The 15,130-nt window shown below is 69.2% G+C and carries 15 protein-coding genes; 5 read left to right on the top strand and 10 right to left on the bottom strand.

Annotation, left to right across the window (positions count from 1 at the left end):
* Positions 1-48: 48 nt before the first annotated feature.
* On the bottom strand, positions 49-1,686 hold the full coding sequence (locus LOK44_RS19745; protein ID WP_237571795.1) for an FAD-dependent oxidoreductase: 1,638 nt from the start codon (positions 1,684-1,686) through the stop codon (positions 49-51).
* 41 nt (positions 1,687-1,727) lie between these two features.
* A complete protein-coding gene (locus tag LOK44_RS19740) occupies positions 1,728-2,828 on the bottom strand; it encodes an NAD(P)-dependent alcohol dehydrogenase (RefSeq protein ID WP_237571794.1) in 1,101 nt (366 codons plus the stop codon).
* A gap of 22 nt (positions 2,829-2,850) precedes the next feature.
* On the opposite strand from LOK44_RS19740, the gene LOK44_RS19735 reads away from it, so the two are divergent.
* Entirely contained in the window at positions 2,851-3,819 is a 969-nt protein-coding gene (locus LOK44_RS19735) for an NADPH:quinone oxidoreductase family protein (RefSeq protein WP_237571793.1), read from the top strand.
* Here the strand turns inward: LOK44_RS19735 and LOK44_RS19730 are convergent.
* Both LOK44_RS19730 and LOK44_RS19725 read right to left on the bottom strand, forming a co-directional pair.
* A complete protein-coding gene (locus tag LOK44_RS19730; protein WP_237571792.1) occupies positions 3,806-5,056 on the bottom strand; it encodes an MFS transporter in 1,251 nt (416 codons plus the stop codon). The genes LOK44_RS19735 and LOK44_RS19730 overlap by 14 nt on opposite strands.
* Before the next feature lie 56 nt (positions 5,057-5,112).
* Positions 5,113-6,006 carry a LysR family transcriptional regulator gene (locus tag LOK44_RS19725; protein ID WP_237571791.1) on the bottom strand — a complete coding sequence of 298 codons (894 nt, stop codon included), beginning with the start codon at positions 6,004-6,006 and terminating at the stop codon, positions 5,113-5,115.
* Between the two features lie 57 nt (positions 6,007-6,063).
* Between LOK44_RS19725 and LOK44_RS19720 the strand changes: the two genes are divergently transcribed.
* Positions 6,064-6,864, top strand: coding sequence for an SDR family NAD(P)-dependent oxidoreductase (locus LOK44_RS19720; protein WP_237571790.1), 801 nt, complete (start codon positions 6,064-6,066; stop codon positions 6,862-6,864).
* 108 nt (positions 6,865-6,972) lie between these two features.
* On the top strand, positions 6,973-9,273 hold the full coding sequence (gene aceA / locus LOK44_RS19715; RefSeq protein ID WP_237571789.1) for an isocitrate lyase ICL2: 2,301 nt from the start codon (positions 6,973-6,975) through the stop codon (positions 9,271-9,273).
* 53 nt (positions 9,274-9,326) lie between these two features.
* Here aceA and LOK44_RS19710 read toward each other — a convergent pair whose 3' ends face one another.
* The gene (locus LOK44_RS19710) at positions 9,327-9,590 is read right to left on the bottom strand and encodes a hypothetical protein (protein WP_237571788.1); all 264 of its coding nucleotides are present in this window, start codon (positions 9,588-9,590) and stop codon (positions 9,327-9,329) included.
* A 156-nt stretch (positions 9,591-9,746) separates the two neighbouring features.
* On the opposite strand from LOK44_RS19710, the gene LOK44_RS19705 reads away from it, so the two are divergent.
* Complete coding sequence (locus LOK44_RS19705) at positions 9,747-10,082, top strand: ANTAR domain-containing protein (RefSeq protein WP_237571787.1); 336 nt, start codon at positions 9,747-9,749, stop codon at positions 10,080-10,082.
* Positions 10,083-10,089: 7 nt separating this feature from the next.
* Here LOK44_RS19705 and LOK44_RS19700 read toward each other — a convergent pair whose 3' ends face one another.
* Complete coding sequence (locus tag LOK44_RS19700; RefSeq protein WP_237571786.1) at positions 10,090-11,235, bottom strand: acyl-CoA dehydrogenase family protein; 1,146 nt, start codon at positions 11,233-11,235, stop codon at positions 10,090-10,092.
* A 98-nt stretch (positions 11,236-11,333) separates the two neighbouring features.
* Here LOK44_RS19700 and LOK44_RS19695 point away from each other — a divergent pair, with 98 nt between their 5' ends.
* Positions 11,334-12,125 carry an enoyl-CoA hydratase/isomerase family protein gene (locus LOK44_RS19695; RefSeq protein WP_237571785.1) on the top strand — a complete coding sequence of 264 codons (792 nt, stop codon included), beginning with the start codon at positions 11,334-11,336 and terminating at the stop codon, positions 12,123-12,125.
* Here the strand turns inward: LOK44_RS19695 and LOK44_RS19690 are convergent.
* The 4 genes from LOK44_RS19690 to LOK44_RS19675 form a co-directional block, all read right to left on the bottom strand.
* Positions 12,110-13,009: a ferredoxin family protein gene (locus tag LOK44_RS19690; RefSeq protein WP_237571784.1), complete on the bottom strand. Its 900-nt coding sequence runs from the start codon at positions 13,007-13,009 to the stop codon at positions 12,110-12,112. The two genes, LOK44_RS19695 and LOK44_RS19690, sit on opposite strands and share 16 nt — an antisense overlap.
* A complete protein-coding gene (locus tag LOK44_RS19685; RefSeq protein ID WP_237571783.1) occupies positions 13,006-14,226 on the bottom strand; it encodes a cupin domain-containing protein in 1,221 nt (406 codons plus the stop codon). Before LOK44_RS19685 ends, LOK44_RS19690 begins: the two co-directional genes overlap by 4 nt.
* 6 nt (positions 14,227-14,232) lie before the next feature.
* Positions 14,233-14,481 carry a BatC protein gene (locus LOK44_RS19680; RefSeq protein ID WP_163918582.1) on the bottom strand — a complete coding sequence of 83 codons (249 nt, stop codon included), beginning with the start codon at positions 14,479-14,481 and terminating at the stop codon, positions 14,233-14,235.
* A 155-nt stretch (positions 14,482-14,636) separates the two neighbouring features.
* Complete coding sequence (locus LOK44_RS19675; RefSeq protein WP_237571782.1) at positions 14,637-15,122, bottom strand: (R)-mandelonitrile lyase; 486 nt, start codon at positions 15,120-15,122, stop codon at positions 14,637-14,639.
* Positions 15,123-15,130: the final 8 nt, after the last annotated feature.

Below are 15,130 nucleotides of genomic sequence, written 5' to 3'. Positions count from 1 at the left end.
CTTGCCGCGGCGGGAGAAGTCTAACTAGGTGGGGTTGACGCCTGTCAACTACTCCGCGCCGACATGCATGGTCGTCGTCGAGAGGTGCTCGACGAGCCGACCGACGTCCACGGCGGCCGATCGGTACGACACGTACCCGTCGGGCCTGATCAGGCATGCCTCGGGCACCTCGTCGGCCGCGCCGAATCCGTAGGCAGCCGCGAGATTGGCCTGGCCGTCGACGAGCGTGGTGCCCAAGGCCGCCTCGTCCTCGAGCGTCGCGGGCACCGCGACGACGGCCCGCAGGTCACCGGCGACCTTCCGTGTCATGGTCTCAGCCAGGTCGACCGCGGCCTGCCACGCCGACGGCGAGGTGGCCCAGAGCAGCAGCGTGTGCCCGGTGTGCCGCAGTGACTCGTGGAACCGCACCGGCCCCGCGATGGCCCTGCGCCGCAACCCCGTCGCATCGGGAGCCCGCTCCCCCGGTAGAGGTCCGGCAGGCGCGTCACCCCCATCGGACGCGACGATCGGACTACCGACGTAGTTCACCAGCAGCTGCGCCTGGCGCAGCATCGTCGTCTCGAAGTCGTCACCCGCGGTGAGCCCTTCGCGCGCGGCGCGGACGGTCCTGCCGACGACCTCCTCTCCGACCGGATGACGTTCGGCGTGATAGCTGTCGAGCAGCCCGGGTGCAGCCGCGCCACGTACCGCGAGCGCCAGCTTCCAGCCCAGGTTGTAGGCGTCCTGGATGCCGGTGTTCATGCCTTGCGCACCGGTCGGCGGGTGGATGTGCGCCGAGTCGCCTGCGAGGAAGGCGCGACCACTGGAGTAGCGGTTGACCAGCCGATGGCTGATGCGGAACACCGATGACCACCGCATGTTCCGCGCCGTCGTCGGTTCGGGGGCGAGACGGTCGAGCACGGCTTGGACGTGATGCATCTGCGGCTTGGCCGCCTCGGTTGCGATGCCGTGGGTGACGCCGTCGTCCGAACCGGCGTCGGCCTGTGACAACTCGGGCGGCACGAGCATCGAGATCCGGTACCGGCCGCGGCCGGGCAACGGTATGCACACCGCGAGGTCGTCGACGGTGCCGTCGGTGACGCGCGAACTGCGCAGCGCGTAGCCCGGTGGCAAATTCCAGTCCACCTCGACGTCGGCGAGCATGTACTCCTCGGGGAAGGCGTCGCCCTCGAACGTCAGACCCAGCGATTTGCGCACCAGGCTGTGTGCGCCCTCGGCGGCGACGAGGTATTGCGCGGTGACCTGACGCTCACCGTCGGCGTCCCGCAGCGTGGCAGTTACGCCTGCGTCGTCCTGAGCGAAGCCGGTCAGTTCCACCCCGCGCCGCACCTTCGTGCCGAGGCCGACCAGGTGCGATCCCAGGACCTCTTCGGTGGCGTACTGCGGGATGCAGACGAAGCCGTACGGAACCTGTTGCGGGAGGCTCAGTTCGAGTCGACCTGCCGGCTCGCCGTTGACGTAGGTGAGCTGACCGCGCATGAGCATCGACTCGTCGAGCGCAGCGCCAAGGACGCCGATCTGGTCCCAGATCTCCAAGGTGCGCGGCTGCACTCCGACGGCCTTCGCCCAGGGCGCGACGCCGTCCCGCTTGTCGATGATGAGGACGTCGATTCCCCTGCGCCGCAATTCGATTGCGGCCGTGAGACCGACCGGCCCTGCTCCGACCACGATTACCTGCGCATCCACGCCAGTGACTCTAGATGATCTTGATCCAGGACGGTCGCGATTCAGCCAGACGACATCGTCACGACGGGCTTGACCGCCGTGCCGGACTGCGCGGCCGTCCACGCCACGTCGAAGGCGTCGAAGTCGAAGCGGGTGACGAGTTTCTCCAGCGGCAGGTCGCCCCGCCGATACAGGTCGGCCAGGCGTGGGATGAACACGTGCGGGTCGCTGTCGCCCTCGACCACTCCCACCACCCGCAGACCCCGGCCCATGATCAGACCGACGGGCAGGTCTGCGGTCATCGCGCCAAGCCCCACCAGGGCGAGCATCCCCCGAGCGCGCAGCGATGCGAGTGCGGTGGAGATGACGTCGGCCACCGCGGTGGTGTCGATCCCGATCGTCGCTCCCCCGGACGTGGCCTCGACGACGGCCGCCGCGACGTCGCCATCGGCCGGGTCGATCACGGCGGTGGCGCCCAGTTCGGTTGCGAGCGAACGGCGCTCGGCCACCGGATCGACCGCGACGATGGCCCGGCAGCCGGCCACCCGACCGCCCATCACGGCCGAGGAGCCGACACCGCCCACGCCGAATACCACCAGCGCATCACCGGGTCCGGCGGCCAGCGCGTTGAACACCGTGCCGACCCCGGTCTGCACGCTGCACCCGAGTGGCGCGGCCAGCGCCGGGTCGATCGGCTCGCGCAACACCACTGTGTTCGCCGAGCCGGCGAGAGCGTAGGTGGCGAAACTGGACTGTCCGAAGAAGCCGCCGACCACGGGTCGGCCGTCGAGGCGCAGCGCACTGGCGTCGTCGCCGCCGTCACCACGCAGGTTGAGCGCCGTCGAGCGGACGCAGTACGCCGGAGCGCCCGCCGCGCACTCGGCACACCGCTCGCAGCTGTCGAAGGTCAGCACCACCTGCTCACCCTCGCGGGCGCGGGCGGCGGGCCCCGTGGCGACGACCGTACCGACGCCCTCGTGCCCGAACGTCACGGGCAGCCGGGCGGCGGGCCAGCGCCGCGAGACGCTCACGTCGGTGTGGCAGATGCCGACGGCGTCGATGCGGACCAGCACCTCGTCGTCGACCGGCGGCCGGATCTGGACGTCGACCACTCGGGGGGTGGAGCCCTCGTCGAGCAGCACCGCGGCACGGGCATCGATCACGCGGGGATGTTAAATGGTTCGGATGCGCGCCATTCACGTAGCCCGGCTCGACGGTCCGCAGTCCGCGGAGCTGGTGGAGATCGACGAGCCCACCGACGGCGGCGTCGTGATCGACGTCCACGCCGCGGGCGTGGCCTTCCCCGACGCCCTGCAGACCCGCGGGCTGTACCAGCACAGGCCAGAGCTGCCGTACATCCCCGGCGCCGAGGTGGCCGGCGTGGTGCGCAGTGCGCCCGCGGGCGCCCACGTGAAGACCGGCGACCGGGTTGCCGCTCTCACCATGCTCTCGGGTGCGATGGCCGAAGTCGTTGCGCTGCCTGCCGATCGGGTGTTCACCCTGCCCGAGAACGTGTCGTTCGAGGCGGGCGCGGGGCTGCTGTTCAACGACCTGACGGTGCACTGCGCTCTGCGGACCCGCGGCAGGCTCGCTCCCGGCGAGACGTTGCTCGTCCACGGCGCCGCAGGCGGTATCGGCACCTCGACCCTGCGCCTGGCCGCCGCGTGGGGCGCATCGCGCGCGATCGCCGTCGTGAGCACCGAGGACAAGGCCGCCGTCGCGCGCGCCGCCGGGGCCACCGACGTCGTGCTCGCCGGGGGCTTCAAGGACGCGGTGAAGGAACTGACCGGCGGCCGGGGCGTCGACGTCGTGGTCGACCCCGTCGGCGGCGACCGGTTCACCGACTCGCTGCGCTCGCTGGCCCCCGGAGGTCGCCTGCTGGTCATCGGGTTCACCGGAGGCGACATCCCGACCGTGAAGGTCAACCGTCTGCTGCTCAACAACGTCGACGCCGTGGGCGTCGGCTGGGGCGCCTGGGCGGCCACCCACCCCGGCTACCTGCAGGAGCAGTGGGCCGAACTGGAACCGCTGCTCGCATCCGGCCTGGTGGTCCCGCCCGAGCCGGTGGTGTACCCGCTGGAGCGGGCCGGGGACGCCATCGCTTCGCTCGAGGACCGCTCGGCGCGCGGCAAGGTCGTCGTCAAGATCCGCTGACGCGGCGCCGCGGCCCCTGGTCGTCGTGCAGGAACAGGGCCGCCAGCACCGCGGCGACGGCGGTCAGCGACAGGATCGTCACCGCGACGGCGGTCCACCCGTGGGCGTCGAACGCGACGCCGCCGAACCACCCGACGGCGCTGGATCCCCCGTAGTAGAAGAGGTTGTACAGCGACGACGCCTGGGCCTTGCCCGCCGGGGCTGACTGCCCGGTCCAACCCGAGGCGACGGAGTGCGCACCGAAGAAGCCTGCCGTTGCGATCACCAGCCCGGCGAGCACCGCGACGACGTTGTCGCTCAACGTGATCGCGACGCCGACCGCCATCACGACGATCGAGGCGAGCAGCACCGGCTTGCGGCCGAAGCGGGTGGTCTCCGCGCCCGCGCGCGATGACGCCCACGTCCCGGCGAGGTAGGCGAGGAACACCAGGCTGACCACCGAGGGCGCCAGGTCGAAGGGCGCACCGGTGAGCCGGAAGCCGAGGAAGTTGTACAGCGCGACGAAGCCGCCCATGAGCAGGAATGCCTGGGCGAACAGGGTCAGCTGACGTGGCGAACGCAGGTTGGCAGCCAACCGGTGGGCCACGCTGCCCTCGGGGTTGGCGCCGCGGTGACGTGACGGTGTGAAGCCCCGGGGTGCAGGCGCCAATTTGACGAAGGCCAGCGCAGCCATCCCGCACACTGCTGCGACGGTGAAGACGCCGATCCGCCATCCGACGACCTCGGCGACGGGGCTTGCCACCAACCTGCCGAGCAGACCGCCGATGGTCGTGCCCGCGACGAACGTGCCCGCTGCGCGTGCGGCGTGGGTGGGCTCGACCTCCTCGGTCAGGTAGGCGACGGCGATGGCGGGCACTCCGCCCACCATCAGGCCTTCGACGAAGCGTCCGAGCAGCAGGACGTCGTAGGTTGGTGCGAACGGGACGAACAGCCCGACGGAGGTGGCGATCGTGACCGACAGCGAGATGGCCTGGACACGGCCGATTCGGTCGGCGAGCATCGACCACGGGATGACGCCGATGGCCAGGCCGACCGTGGACGCGGAGATCGTGAGCGCCGCGCTCGCCGCGCCGACGCCGAGGTCGGCCGAGATCAGCGGCAGAACCGCCTGCGGCGAGTAGAGCTGGGCGAACGTGGCGACGCCTGCGCAGAACAGTGCCGCGAGCAGCCTGCGGTACGCCGTCGACCCGCGTGCGTGGCCCCTCCAGGGAGCGGCGTAGGACTGGTCGATGGACACCGCGACGACGCTAGGAGCGTCGGTTCAATGTGTCCAATGCATGATCTGCTGCTGCGTCATTCACCTAGCGCATGAGCATTGCGACTATCGGCGAGGAAGTCGGCAAACCTCTGCGCGGGCGGCGACAGGGCCCGGTGCCCGTCCCAGATCAGGCCGACCTCGCGTTTGGCCCGGGTGTTCGTCAGCGGGACGTGGACGACCTTCGCGTCGGTGCCCTCGCGCGGAACCGGGACCACGGCGACGCCGAATCCGGCGGCGACGAGGCCCTCCATCGTGGGGATCTCGGTGGCCTCGAACACGATGTCGGGGTCGATGTCGTCCTCGGCCCACAGGTCGTTGGTGAGCTGCCGCAGTCCGAATGGGTCCTCGAGCGCCACGAAGGGCTCCTCGGCGGCTGCGGAGAGGCGGATGCGCGTCCGCGCGGCAAGCCGGTGCCCGCGCGGCACCGCCAGGCACAGGCGCTCGACGTACAGCCGGTGCCAGACGAAGTCCGCGGGTTCGGGACGCGGCGAGGTGACGCCGATGTCGAAGCCGCCGGTACGCACACGCTCGGCGATCTCGTGCGCCGGGCCCTGGAAGAGGTCGAAACCGATGGCGGGAGCGGCTTGGCGAAAGCGTCGGAGTTGTTCTGGCACATACCAGTTGGCAAGTGAATGCAGGAAGGCGAGGCGAACCCGACCGGAGTCGGGGTCGCGCAACGCCCCGATCCGCTCCATCGCGAGGGCCATGTCGGCGATGCTGCGCCGCGCGTGCTCGAGCATGATCCGGCCATACGCGTTGAGCCGCAACCGGCGGTTGACGCGGTCGAACAGCTCCGTGCCTGCCTCGTCCTCGAACCGGGCGAGCGCCCGCGACAGCGTCGGCTGACTGACGCCCAGCACGGCAGCGGCGTCAGTGACGTGCTCGGTCTCGGCGAGCACGACGAACCACTGCAGATCCTCGAGGTGCACGGGTCAGACGATAGCCAGTGTTAGATTCCGCGAAATCCCGGCTGAGAGAAGCAGAACATGAATGGGTTGAGGGACAAGGGCGTCCTGGTCACCGGAGCGGCCTCGGGTATCGGCGCGGCCACCGTGGCGCGGCTGCTGGCCGAGGGCGCCAACGTCGTCGGGGTGGACCTCGCCGACGACGCACCCGCGGGGCTCGGCGGCGCAGGATTCGACTACCGACGTGCCGACGTGCTCGACGCCGCGGCCATCGCCGCCGCGGTGGCCGACGTCGTCGCAGCAGCAGGCCGACTCGACGGCGTGGTGCACTCCGCGGGAGTCGCCGGCGGCGGACCCGTGCACCTGCTGCCCGACGAGGAGTGGGACCGGGTGGTCGACGTCAACCTCAAGGGCACGTTCACCGTGACCCGCGCGGCGCTCCTTCAGATGCTCGAGCAGGATCGCGTGGACGGCGAACGCGGCGCCATCGTGAACCTGTCGAGCATCGAAGGACTCGAGGGCACGGCGGGCGGCAGCTCGTACAACGCGTCCAAGGGCGGTGTCGTGCTGCTCACCAAGAACACCGCCATCGACTACGGGCCGAGCGGCATTCGCGCCAACGCCATCTGCCCCGGGTTCATCGAGACCCCGCTGTTCGACTCGGTGGTCGGCCTTCCCGGGATGGAGCAGGCTCGCGAGGGTCTGCGTCACGAACACAAGCTGCGCCGGTTCGGCCGCGCCGAGGAGGTCGCAGCCGTCGCGGCCTTCCTAGTCTCCGGGGACGCCTCGTTCGTCAGCGGTCAGGCCATCGCGGTCGACGGCGGCTACCTCGCAGGCCGCGACCACCACGTCACCGAGATGATGGGCCTCGGCGAGCGGTAGCGCGCCTCCAGGACCCTTGGGGCAATCCCAACCTCCGCCCTCCGCTGCGGTCATACACTCGAGCCACTTGGCACATCAGCGACGACCATGCTCAGCGAGGAGCGCACCATGTCGATCACCGAAGCGGACGTCCCGGTTCACGGCCCCATCGAACAGGACGTGAACGACACCCAGCAGTACTTCGACGGACCGCGATTCGACGGCATCATCCGGCTGTACTCCGCACGCCAGGTCGCCGAGCAGCGCGGCACCATCCCGGTCGACTACACCGTTGCGCGCGAAGTAGCCGCAGCGTTCTTCGACCGCCTCCGGGAACTGTTCGCCGCCAAGAAGAGCATCACGACGTTCGGTCCGTATTCGCCAGGTCAGGCGGTCACCATCAAGCGGATGGGCATCGAGGGGATCTACCTCGGCGGCTGGGCGACGTCGGCCAAGGGATCGCTCGACGAGGATCCCGGCCCCGACCTCGCCAGCTACCCCCTCAGCCAGGTGCCCGACGAGGCCGCAGGCCTGGTGCGCGCGCTGCTCACCGCGGACCGCAATCAGCAGTACCTGCGCCTGAAGATGACCGAAGCCGAGCGGGCCGCCACCCCGGCGGTCGACTTCCGGCCGTTCATCATCGCCGACGCCGATACCGGCCATGGCGGAGATCCGCACGTGCGCAACCTCATTCGGCGATTCGTCGAGGCCGGTGTGCCGGGCTATCACATCGAGGACCAGCGTCCGGGCACCAAGAAGTGCGGCCATCAGGGCGGCAAGGTCCTGGTGCCATCCGACGAACAGATCAAGCGGCTCAACACCGCCCGGTTCCAGCTCGACATCATGCGCGTACCCGGCATCATCGTGGCGCGCACCGACGCCGAGGCCGCCAGCCTGATCGACAGCCGGGCCGACGAGCGGGACCAGCCCTTCCTGCTCGGCGTCACCAATCTGAAGATCCCGCCCTACAAGTCGTGCTTCCTGGCCATGGTGCGCAGCTTCTACGACGCGGGGCTCACCGAGCTGAACGGACACCTGCTGTACGCGTTGCCCGACGGCGAGTACGCCGCGGCCGACGCGTGGCTGCAGCGGCACGGTGTCGCGCAGACGGTGTCCGACACGGTGGCGTCGTGGCGGAAGGACCCGACGGCGCGGTCGGTCGACGAGTTGTTCGACGACGTGGAGTCGCAGTTCGTCGACGTCTGGCAAGTCGACGCCGGGCTGCAGACCTACGGCGAGGCGGTCGGCGAACTCCTCGAGTTCCGTGAGCGCGAGGGCGAACCGCACGACATGACCGCCGCGGAGTGGCGCCGGTTCGCCGAGCGGGCGTCGTTGTACGCCGCACGGGAGAAGGCGAGGGAACTCGGCGTCGACGCCCCGTGGGACTGCGAGCGGGCGAAGACGCCGGAGGGCTACTACCAGGTTCGCGGCGGCATCCCCTACGCGATCGCGAAGTCGCTTGCCGCAGCACCCTTCGCCGACATCCTGTGGATGGAGACCAAGACCGCCGACCTCGAGGACGCCCGGCAGTTCGCCGACGCCATCCACAGCGTCTACCCCGACAAGATGCTGGCCTACAACCTGTCCCCCTCGTTCAACTGGGACACCACCGGCATGAGCGACGATCAGATGCGCGCCTTCCCCGAGGAGATCGGGAAGATGGGGTTCGTCTTCAACTTCATGACCTACGGCGGGCACCAGATCGACGGCGTCGCCGCCGAGGAGTTCGCCGGTGCTCTGCGTCAGGACGGCATGCTGGCTCTGGCCCGCCTGCAGCGCAAGATGCGGCTGGTCGAATCGCCCTACCGGACGCCGCAGACCCTCGTCGGCGGCCCCCGCAGCGATGCCGCGCTGGCTGCGTCGTCGGGCCGGACGGCGACCACGAAGTCGATGGGCAAGGGGTCGACGCAGCACCAGCACCTGGTCCAGACCGAGGTGCCCAAGAAGCTGCTGCAGGATTGGCTGGCGATGTGGGGCGAGTACTACGAGCTGGGCGAGAAGTTCCGCATCCAGTTCCGGCCGCTGCGACCGGGCGGCGAGGTGCTCGAACTCGGCATCTACGGCAAGCGGGGCGATGACGAGGAGAAGCTCGCCAACGTGCTCGTCGACCCGATCAAGGATCGCAACGGGCGCAGCATCCTGACGGTGCGCGACCAGAACACGTTCGACGAGCGGCTACGTCAGAAGCGCCTCATGACGTTGATCCACCTGTGGTTGATCCACCGCTTCAAGGCCGACGCCGTCTACTACGTGACGCCGACCGAGGACAACGTCTACCAGACGCAGAAGATGAAGTCGCACGGCATCTTCCGCGACGTCCACCAGGACGTCGGCGAGATCGTCGTGGCCGACGTGAACCACGACCGGATCGACGAACTGCTGGCCTCCGACGGCGCGGCGCTGCAGCGATTGATCCGCAAGGAGGGCTGACGGACGACCGAACGGCTCCCGGAGACACTCCGGGAGCCGTTCGTCGTCTGGCGTCAGGTCTGCTTGGCGTACCGGGTGAGGAAGGCGAACGCCGCGACCGCCGACACCACGCCAATGGCGCCCCACAGGACGATCGGAACCATCAGCGACACCGGCGACCACCCGATGCCCGAGAACGTCATGGAGACGTACAGCGCCCAGAACACCCGGTACAGGCTCCAGAACGCGAGCACCGCACCGGAGATGCCGAACGCCAGGCTGCGGTTGCGGTCGGTGCGGTTGACGAATTCCTCGACGGGGGTCGGCAGGATCTTCATGCGTGGTCTTCCTCTCGTGATGCGCTGCCCCTGCGGCACCGGCATGCGTTGATGAAAGTCCGCGACGACGGCTACCGATCCCAACAACCCGCGCCTTGCTGGCCGAATACGCCAGTGTTGGACAGAATGTTCAGTTAGTTCGTATACTTCTGGGTCATGCTGCAAGCGCGCGATGACATTCGGGGTGACGACCGCGCCACCGATCGCGACTTTCAAGATCAGTTATCCGAAGCAGTGCAAGAGGTTTCGAACCACCGGGCCGTGATCGAACAGGCCAAGGGCATGTTGATGCTGCTGCACGATCTCGATGCAGACGCCGCGTTCGAGTTGTTGCGCTGGCGGTCTCAGGACCGCAACGTCAAACTGCGCGTGCTCGCCGAACAGGTCGTGGCGGAGTTCCGGCGGTTGAGCGCCGCGGTACCGCTGCCCCGTGACGTCTACGACCGGTGCTTCATGGACGCCCACGAACGCTCACGCGACGCAACCGCCTGAATCCGGTTCAGAGGCCGAGATCGCGGCCGATCAGTTCCTTCATGATCTCGTTGGAGCCGGCCCAGATCTTGGTGACGCGGGCGTCCTTCCACGCGCGGGCCACCCGGTACTCGTTCATGAAGCCGTATCCGCCGTAGAGCTGCACGCAGTGGTCCAGGATCTCGTTCTGCACCTGCGAACTCCACCACTTGGCCTTGGCGGCATCGATCGCGGACAGTTCGCCGTGGGTGTGCGCCACGACGCAGTTGTCGATGAATGCCTGTGCCACATCGAGTTTCGTGACCAATTCGGCCAGCAGGAACTTGTTGTACTGCAGCGACCCGATCTGCTGGCCGAATGCCTTGCGCTCCTGGACGTACTGCAGGGTGTCCTCGAGGTTGCGTCGGGCGTGGGCGATGTTCTGCACGGCACCGCTGATCCGCTCCTGCGGCAGCAGCTGCATCATGTGGATGAATCCACCGTCGAGTTCGCCGATCATCCGCGACGACGGCACCCGCAGGTCCTCGAAGAACAGCTCGGCCGTATCGGCCTCGGGCTGCCCCACCTTGTCGAGTTTGCGACCTCGCGAGAACCCCTTGTCGGTGGCCTCGACGGCGAACAGCGTGATGCCCCTGGCCTTCTTCTCCGGCGACGTTCGAGTGGCGACGATGATCAGATCGGCCTGCGTGCCGTTGGTGATGAAGGTCTTGGAGCCGTTGATGACGTAGTCGTCGCCGTCCTTGACCGCCGTGGTCTTCAGCGCGGCCAGATCGGAACCGCCGGAAGGCTCGGTCATCGCGATCGCCGTGATCAGCTCACCCGCACAGAATTTCGGCAACCACCGTTGCCGCTGCTCCTCGGTGGTCAACTTCACCAGGTACGGCGCGACGATGTCGAACTGAATGCTGAACGCCGAGGCGATCGCTGCGCTCGAGCGGGACAACTCCTCGTTGAAGATCGCGTTGAACCGGTAGTCCTCGGCCGCGCTGCCGCCGTACTCCTCGGGGACCTCGAGACCGAGGAAGCCGTTGCGGCCTGCCTCGAGCCAGCTGTCCCGGTCGACGAACCGCTGCTCGATCATCTTCTCTTCGGCCGGTTCGATCGTGCGGGTGACGAACTCGCGAACCGACTCGCGAAATGCCTCGTGGTCGGCTTCGTACAGGGTGCGCTTCATCGTCTTCCTCCATGCCGGCGTGCTCGCCGTCCAGCATATATACCGGCCAGTAACAACGGTCGGCACGGCCGGTCACGCGGTATGGCACCCTGAGGTCCGTGCCAGCCGAACCGACCACCATCGAGCGTTCCACCACCGATGCGGGAGCCGACGTCGCCGTCCTCACCTTCCACAACGGGCCACTGAACCTCTTCGACCAGGCGATGTTCGACTCCCTGATCGACGACCTCGTCGACCTGGCCGCGAACCCGCCGCGCGCGCTGCTGCTGCGGGCCGAGGGCAAGGTGGTCTCCGCAGGCGTCGACGTTCACGTCTTCCAAGGGCTCACCGCCGCACAGGGCGCCGACCTCTGGCGCAGGCTGTTCACCAAGATCATCGATCCGCTGGAGGCGTTGCCGTGCCCGGTGGTGTTCGCGGCGCACGGGCTGACGCTTACCGCGGCGTTCGAGATCTCGCTGGCGTGCGACGTGATCCTCGCCGCGCCGAAGGCGAAGTTCGGCCTGGTCGAGACCGTCGTCGGCCTCACCCCGTCCATGGGCGGGCCGCAGCGACTCGCCGAGCGGGCCGGCTCGGGCCGCGCTCGCGAACTGGTGATGACCGGCGACCTGTACGACGCCGCGACACTGCACCAGTGGGGTGTGGTCAACGCCGTGCACGACGACCTCGCCGACGCCGCCCGGGCGATGACCCACCGCCTCGCGGACGGGCCGACGAAGGCGCACGCCGCGACCAAGGAAATCGTCGGCGCGTGGCGTTCCGGTGGCGTACGTCACGCCGACTCGGTGACGCCAGAGGTGTCCGGAGCCCTCTTCGACACCGATGACCTGCAGCGCGCCGTGGTCAGCTTCCTCGAGACCGGCCCGGGGAACGCGACCTACACCGGCCGCTGAGCCTCGATGGCCTCGAGCACGAACGTGCGCACCTGCCCCTCGACGGTGGCGCTGCACTGAGATAGCAGCGGAGCCGACATCTGCTCCCCCAGCCTGACCTCGATGCTGCCCGCGTCGGTGCCCAGCGTCACGCGCGTGGTGGCGTGGTCGCGCTCCACGCGAAGCGGTGGCAGGGCATCGATGCGATCGTCGCCGAACGCCTCACGCGCGAAGTGCTGCGCGGCCTGCACGACGTGCGGGAGCGACGTGCGCCCGCGCAGGTGCGAGTCGACGAGACGGCCGTCGAGGTATCGCCGCACCAGGCCGGCCGCATCCGTCGTGTCGACCCGCCCGTAGCAGAGGCCCTCGGGGAGGACGAGCATCGTGGCGGCGAAGCGGTCGCCGCCGAGATGCGAACACTCCCAGACCAATTCGGGATACCGGGCGGCGATGGCCGCGACCGCACTGCGACCACGCACCGCACAGCACTGATCGTGCTTGCCGTGTGCGCACACGGTGACGAGTGGGCCGGCGACCGCGACGCCGTCGGAACCGTCGAGCGCGAGGTCGAGATAACCCGTCGGGCCGTCCACCTCGCCGCCGTACAGCGCCTCCTCGCCGGGGCGGGCGCGCGCGACGAACCATCGCCATCGCGGCGCGCCGGGTCTGCGTCCGTGCCTGCGGATGGCCGCGATGCGCATGCCTGCCATCTCGGCACGGCGGACGATGGCGCGTCCCAGGACGGGGTCGATCACCGTCGGCGACTGCAGGAACGCCGAATGGCCCCAGGGGCCGGACAATTCGAGCATCAGCCAGGAGAAGCCCGCCGAGGCGGTGCCGTACATCGGGTCGTTGCGGGCCAGACTCTGGTCGCTGCACGGCACCCGCTTGACCACTGCGGTCATTCGCCTGCCGTCGCTGTCACCGGCATGACGACGGCCTCGCGCAGTAGTCGGCGGAGCACCACCTCGCCGTCGGCGGCGTCCAGGCCGGGCAGGTCGGTGGCACTGAGCGTGGCGCCACGGTGCAGCGCGGCCAGAGCGTCGGCGCACGACTCCGGAAAGGTGATCGTGCGGTCGGTGAGACGAAGCCGTACCTTCCCGGCGCCGCGTTCGACGGACGCGATCAACCCGTGCCGCCACCGCACGCTCACCGCGGCAGCGCGCGCGGCGGCATCCAGTGATGCCAGCGGCCGGACGGCGACGGGCCGCGTGCGCTGCGCATGCTGCCGGGTGAGTCGGGCGGCCACGCCCTCGTCCAGACCGGGCGGGCCGTCGCGCAGCGTCGAGGCGAGCTGGGCGATGACCTTGGTGGCGGTGGCCGTCATCTCGTCGCGGTCGGTCGCGTTCATCCCCATGGGAAGCGATCTTCTCAGGTCCGCCGTATCGGCCAGCTGGTCGACCAGTGCCCGCACGACGTCGATCCCGGTCATCGCGGCGACGCCGATGGTCAGGTGGATCGACACCCCGCCCAGCGCCTGCGCGGAGTGGATCCAGCCGCGCGGTAGGTAGAGCGCGTCCCCCGGTCCGAGCACGGTGTCGATGACCGGATCGTCCTTGGCGCGCTCAGCGACCGCGGCGCGGTGGTCGGTCCACGGTTGGTCGGCCAGTGGATCGAGGTGCACGGGCTCGTGCACGGTCCAGTGCTTGTGGCCGGTGCTCTGCAGCACGAAGACGTCGTGCACGTCGTAGTGCGGGTCGAAGCCGCGGTTCTGCGGCGGCGTGACGTACGCGTTGGCCTGGACGGGGTGGCCGAGGTCGTCGACCATGCCGCGGACGAAGTCGATGACGGGCGGCCACAGCCGGTGCAGGCCCTGTAGGACGATGGTCGCGCCAGCGGCGAACTGGGCGAGCACCTTCGCCGAGTCGACCTGGTCGGGCATCTCGGCGCCGAAGCCCGCCGGCGCGAGATAGCCGTCTTTGGCCACGACGCCGCCCTCCTTGGCGACGCGGATGAACGGCGCGCGCACCCCGCGTTCGGCGAGCAACTCGTCGACGGCAGTGGCCGAGAGCAGATCGTCGAAGTCGCGGGGCAGCGCGTCCGAGCGGCTGAGCAACGGCGAACGCCCCCAGTGAGTTCGGGCGAACTCCTGGGGGTCGATCGAGATGCAGCGGCTCAGCATCGAGCGTTACGCGGAACCGTCGGCACCGCCGTCATGACCCTCGGGGTTGGAGCCGCCGTCAGCCGTGCCCTCGCCACCGGCAGATCCGTCGGCACCACCGTCGTGACCCTCGGGGTTGGAGCCGCCGTCCGCGGTGCCCTCGCCACCGGCAGAACCGTCGGCACCGCCGTCATGACCCTCGGGATTCGAGCCGCCGTCAGCCGTGCCCTCGCCGCCGCCGGCCGAGGTGGTGATGTCGTCGTCGTTGATCGCCATGAAAATCTCCTTCGTCGGGCCGCACCGGGCTAGTTGAGCAGGAGTGACCTGCTCCGGGCGCGGTGCCGCGTGGATTGCCACCGAAGGCGATCGGTAAACGGAAGGCACGCCTTGCCTTCATACTGCCGTCACACCGGGGGCGACGGCACCTCGGCCTAGCCCAGATACTGCTCGTCGGTGACGTGTTGCATCCAGTCGACCACCTCCCCGTCGACGACCTGCTGGATCGCTATGTGCGTCATGGCCGCGGTGTCGACGGCACCGTGCCAGTGCTTGACCCCGGGCGGCGTCCAGATGACGTCGCCAGGATTGATCTGCTGCTTGCCGCCACCCCACTGCTGGACCCAGCCGGTGCCCTCGGTGACGATCAACGTCTGGCCGCCGGGATGGCTGTGCCATGCGGAGCGCGCACCCGGGCTGAAGCCGACCTCGGCCGCCCCGGACTGCCGGGCGTCGTTGGGGTCGAACAGGGGTGTGACGCTGACGGCGCCGGTGAAGGTGTCCGCAGGGCCCTTCCCGGCCGGCCGGGCGTCGCTGCGCGAGACCTCCATGGTCGGTTCGGCACCGGCAGGCGTGGCCTTCCACAGGCCGAGCGGGACGACGGCCGCCAACGCGGCGGTGACGGACAGGATCTTCTTCATCGTGATTC

This window comes from Mycolicibacterium lacusdiani (assembly GCF_021916785.1).
Classification (GTDB): Bacteria; Actinomycetota; Actinomycetes; order Mycobacteriales; family Mycobacteriaceae; genus Mycobacterium; species Mycobacterium lacusdiani.
The sequence above is the reverse complement of the archived record's forward strand: the minus strand, read 5'-3'. Positions and strand labels throughout refer to the sequence as shown.

Excerpts from the sequence above, each read along its gene's own strand:
- LOK44_RS19735 (WP_237571793.1), top strand. The coding sequence starts at position 2,851 with ATGCGCGCCATTCACGTAGCCCGGCTCGACGGTCCGCAGTCCGCGGAG.
- LOK44_RS19720 (WP_237571790.1), top strand. The coding sequence starts at position 6,064 with ATGAATGGGTTGAGGGACAAGGGCGTCCTGGTCACCGGAGCGGCCTCG.
- aceA (WP_237571789.1), top strand. The coding sequence starts at position 6,973 with ATGTCGATCACCGAAGCGGACGTCCCGGTTCACGGCCCCATCGAACAG.
- LOK44_RS19710 (WP_237571788.1), bottom strand. The coding sequence starts at position 9,590 with ATGAAGATCCTGCCGACCCCCGTCGAGGAATTCGTCAACCGCACCGAC.
- LOK44_RS19705 (WP_237571787.1), top strand. The coding sequence starts at position 9,747 with ATGCTGCAAGCGCGCGATGACATTCGGGGTGACGACCGCGCCACCGAT.
- LOK44_RS19700 (WP_237571786.1), bottom strand. The coding sequence starts at position 11,235 with ATGAAGCGCACCCTGTACGAAGCCGACCACGAGGCATTTCGCGAGTCG.
- LOK44_RS19690 (WP_237571784.1), bottom strand. The coding sequence starts at position 13,009 with ATGACCGCAGTGGTCAAGCGGGTGCCGTGCAGCGACCAGAGTCTGGCC.
- LOK44_RS19685 (WP_237571783.1), bottom strand. The coding sequence starts at position 14,226 with ATGCTGAGCCGCTGCATCTCGATCGACCCCCAGGAGTTCGCCCGAACT.
- LOK44_RS19680 (WP_163918582.1), bottom strand. The coding sequence starts at position 14,481 with ATGGCGATCAACGACGACGACATCACCACCTCGGCCGGCGGCGGCGAG.
- LOK44_RS19675 (WP_237571782.1), bottom strand. The coding sequence starts at position 15,122 with ATGAAGAAGATCCTGTCCGTCACCGCCGCGTTGGCGGCCGTCGTCCCG.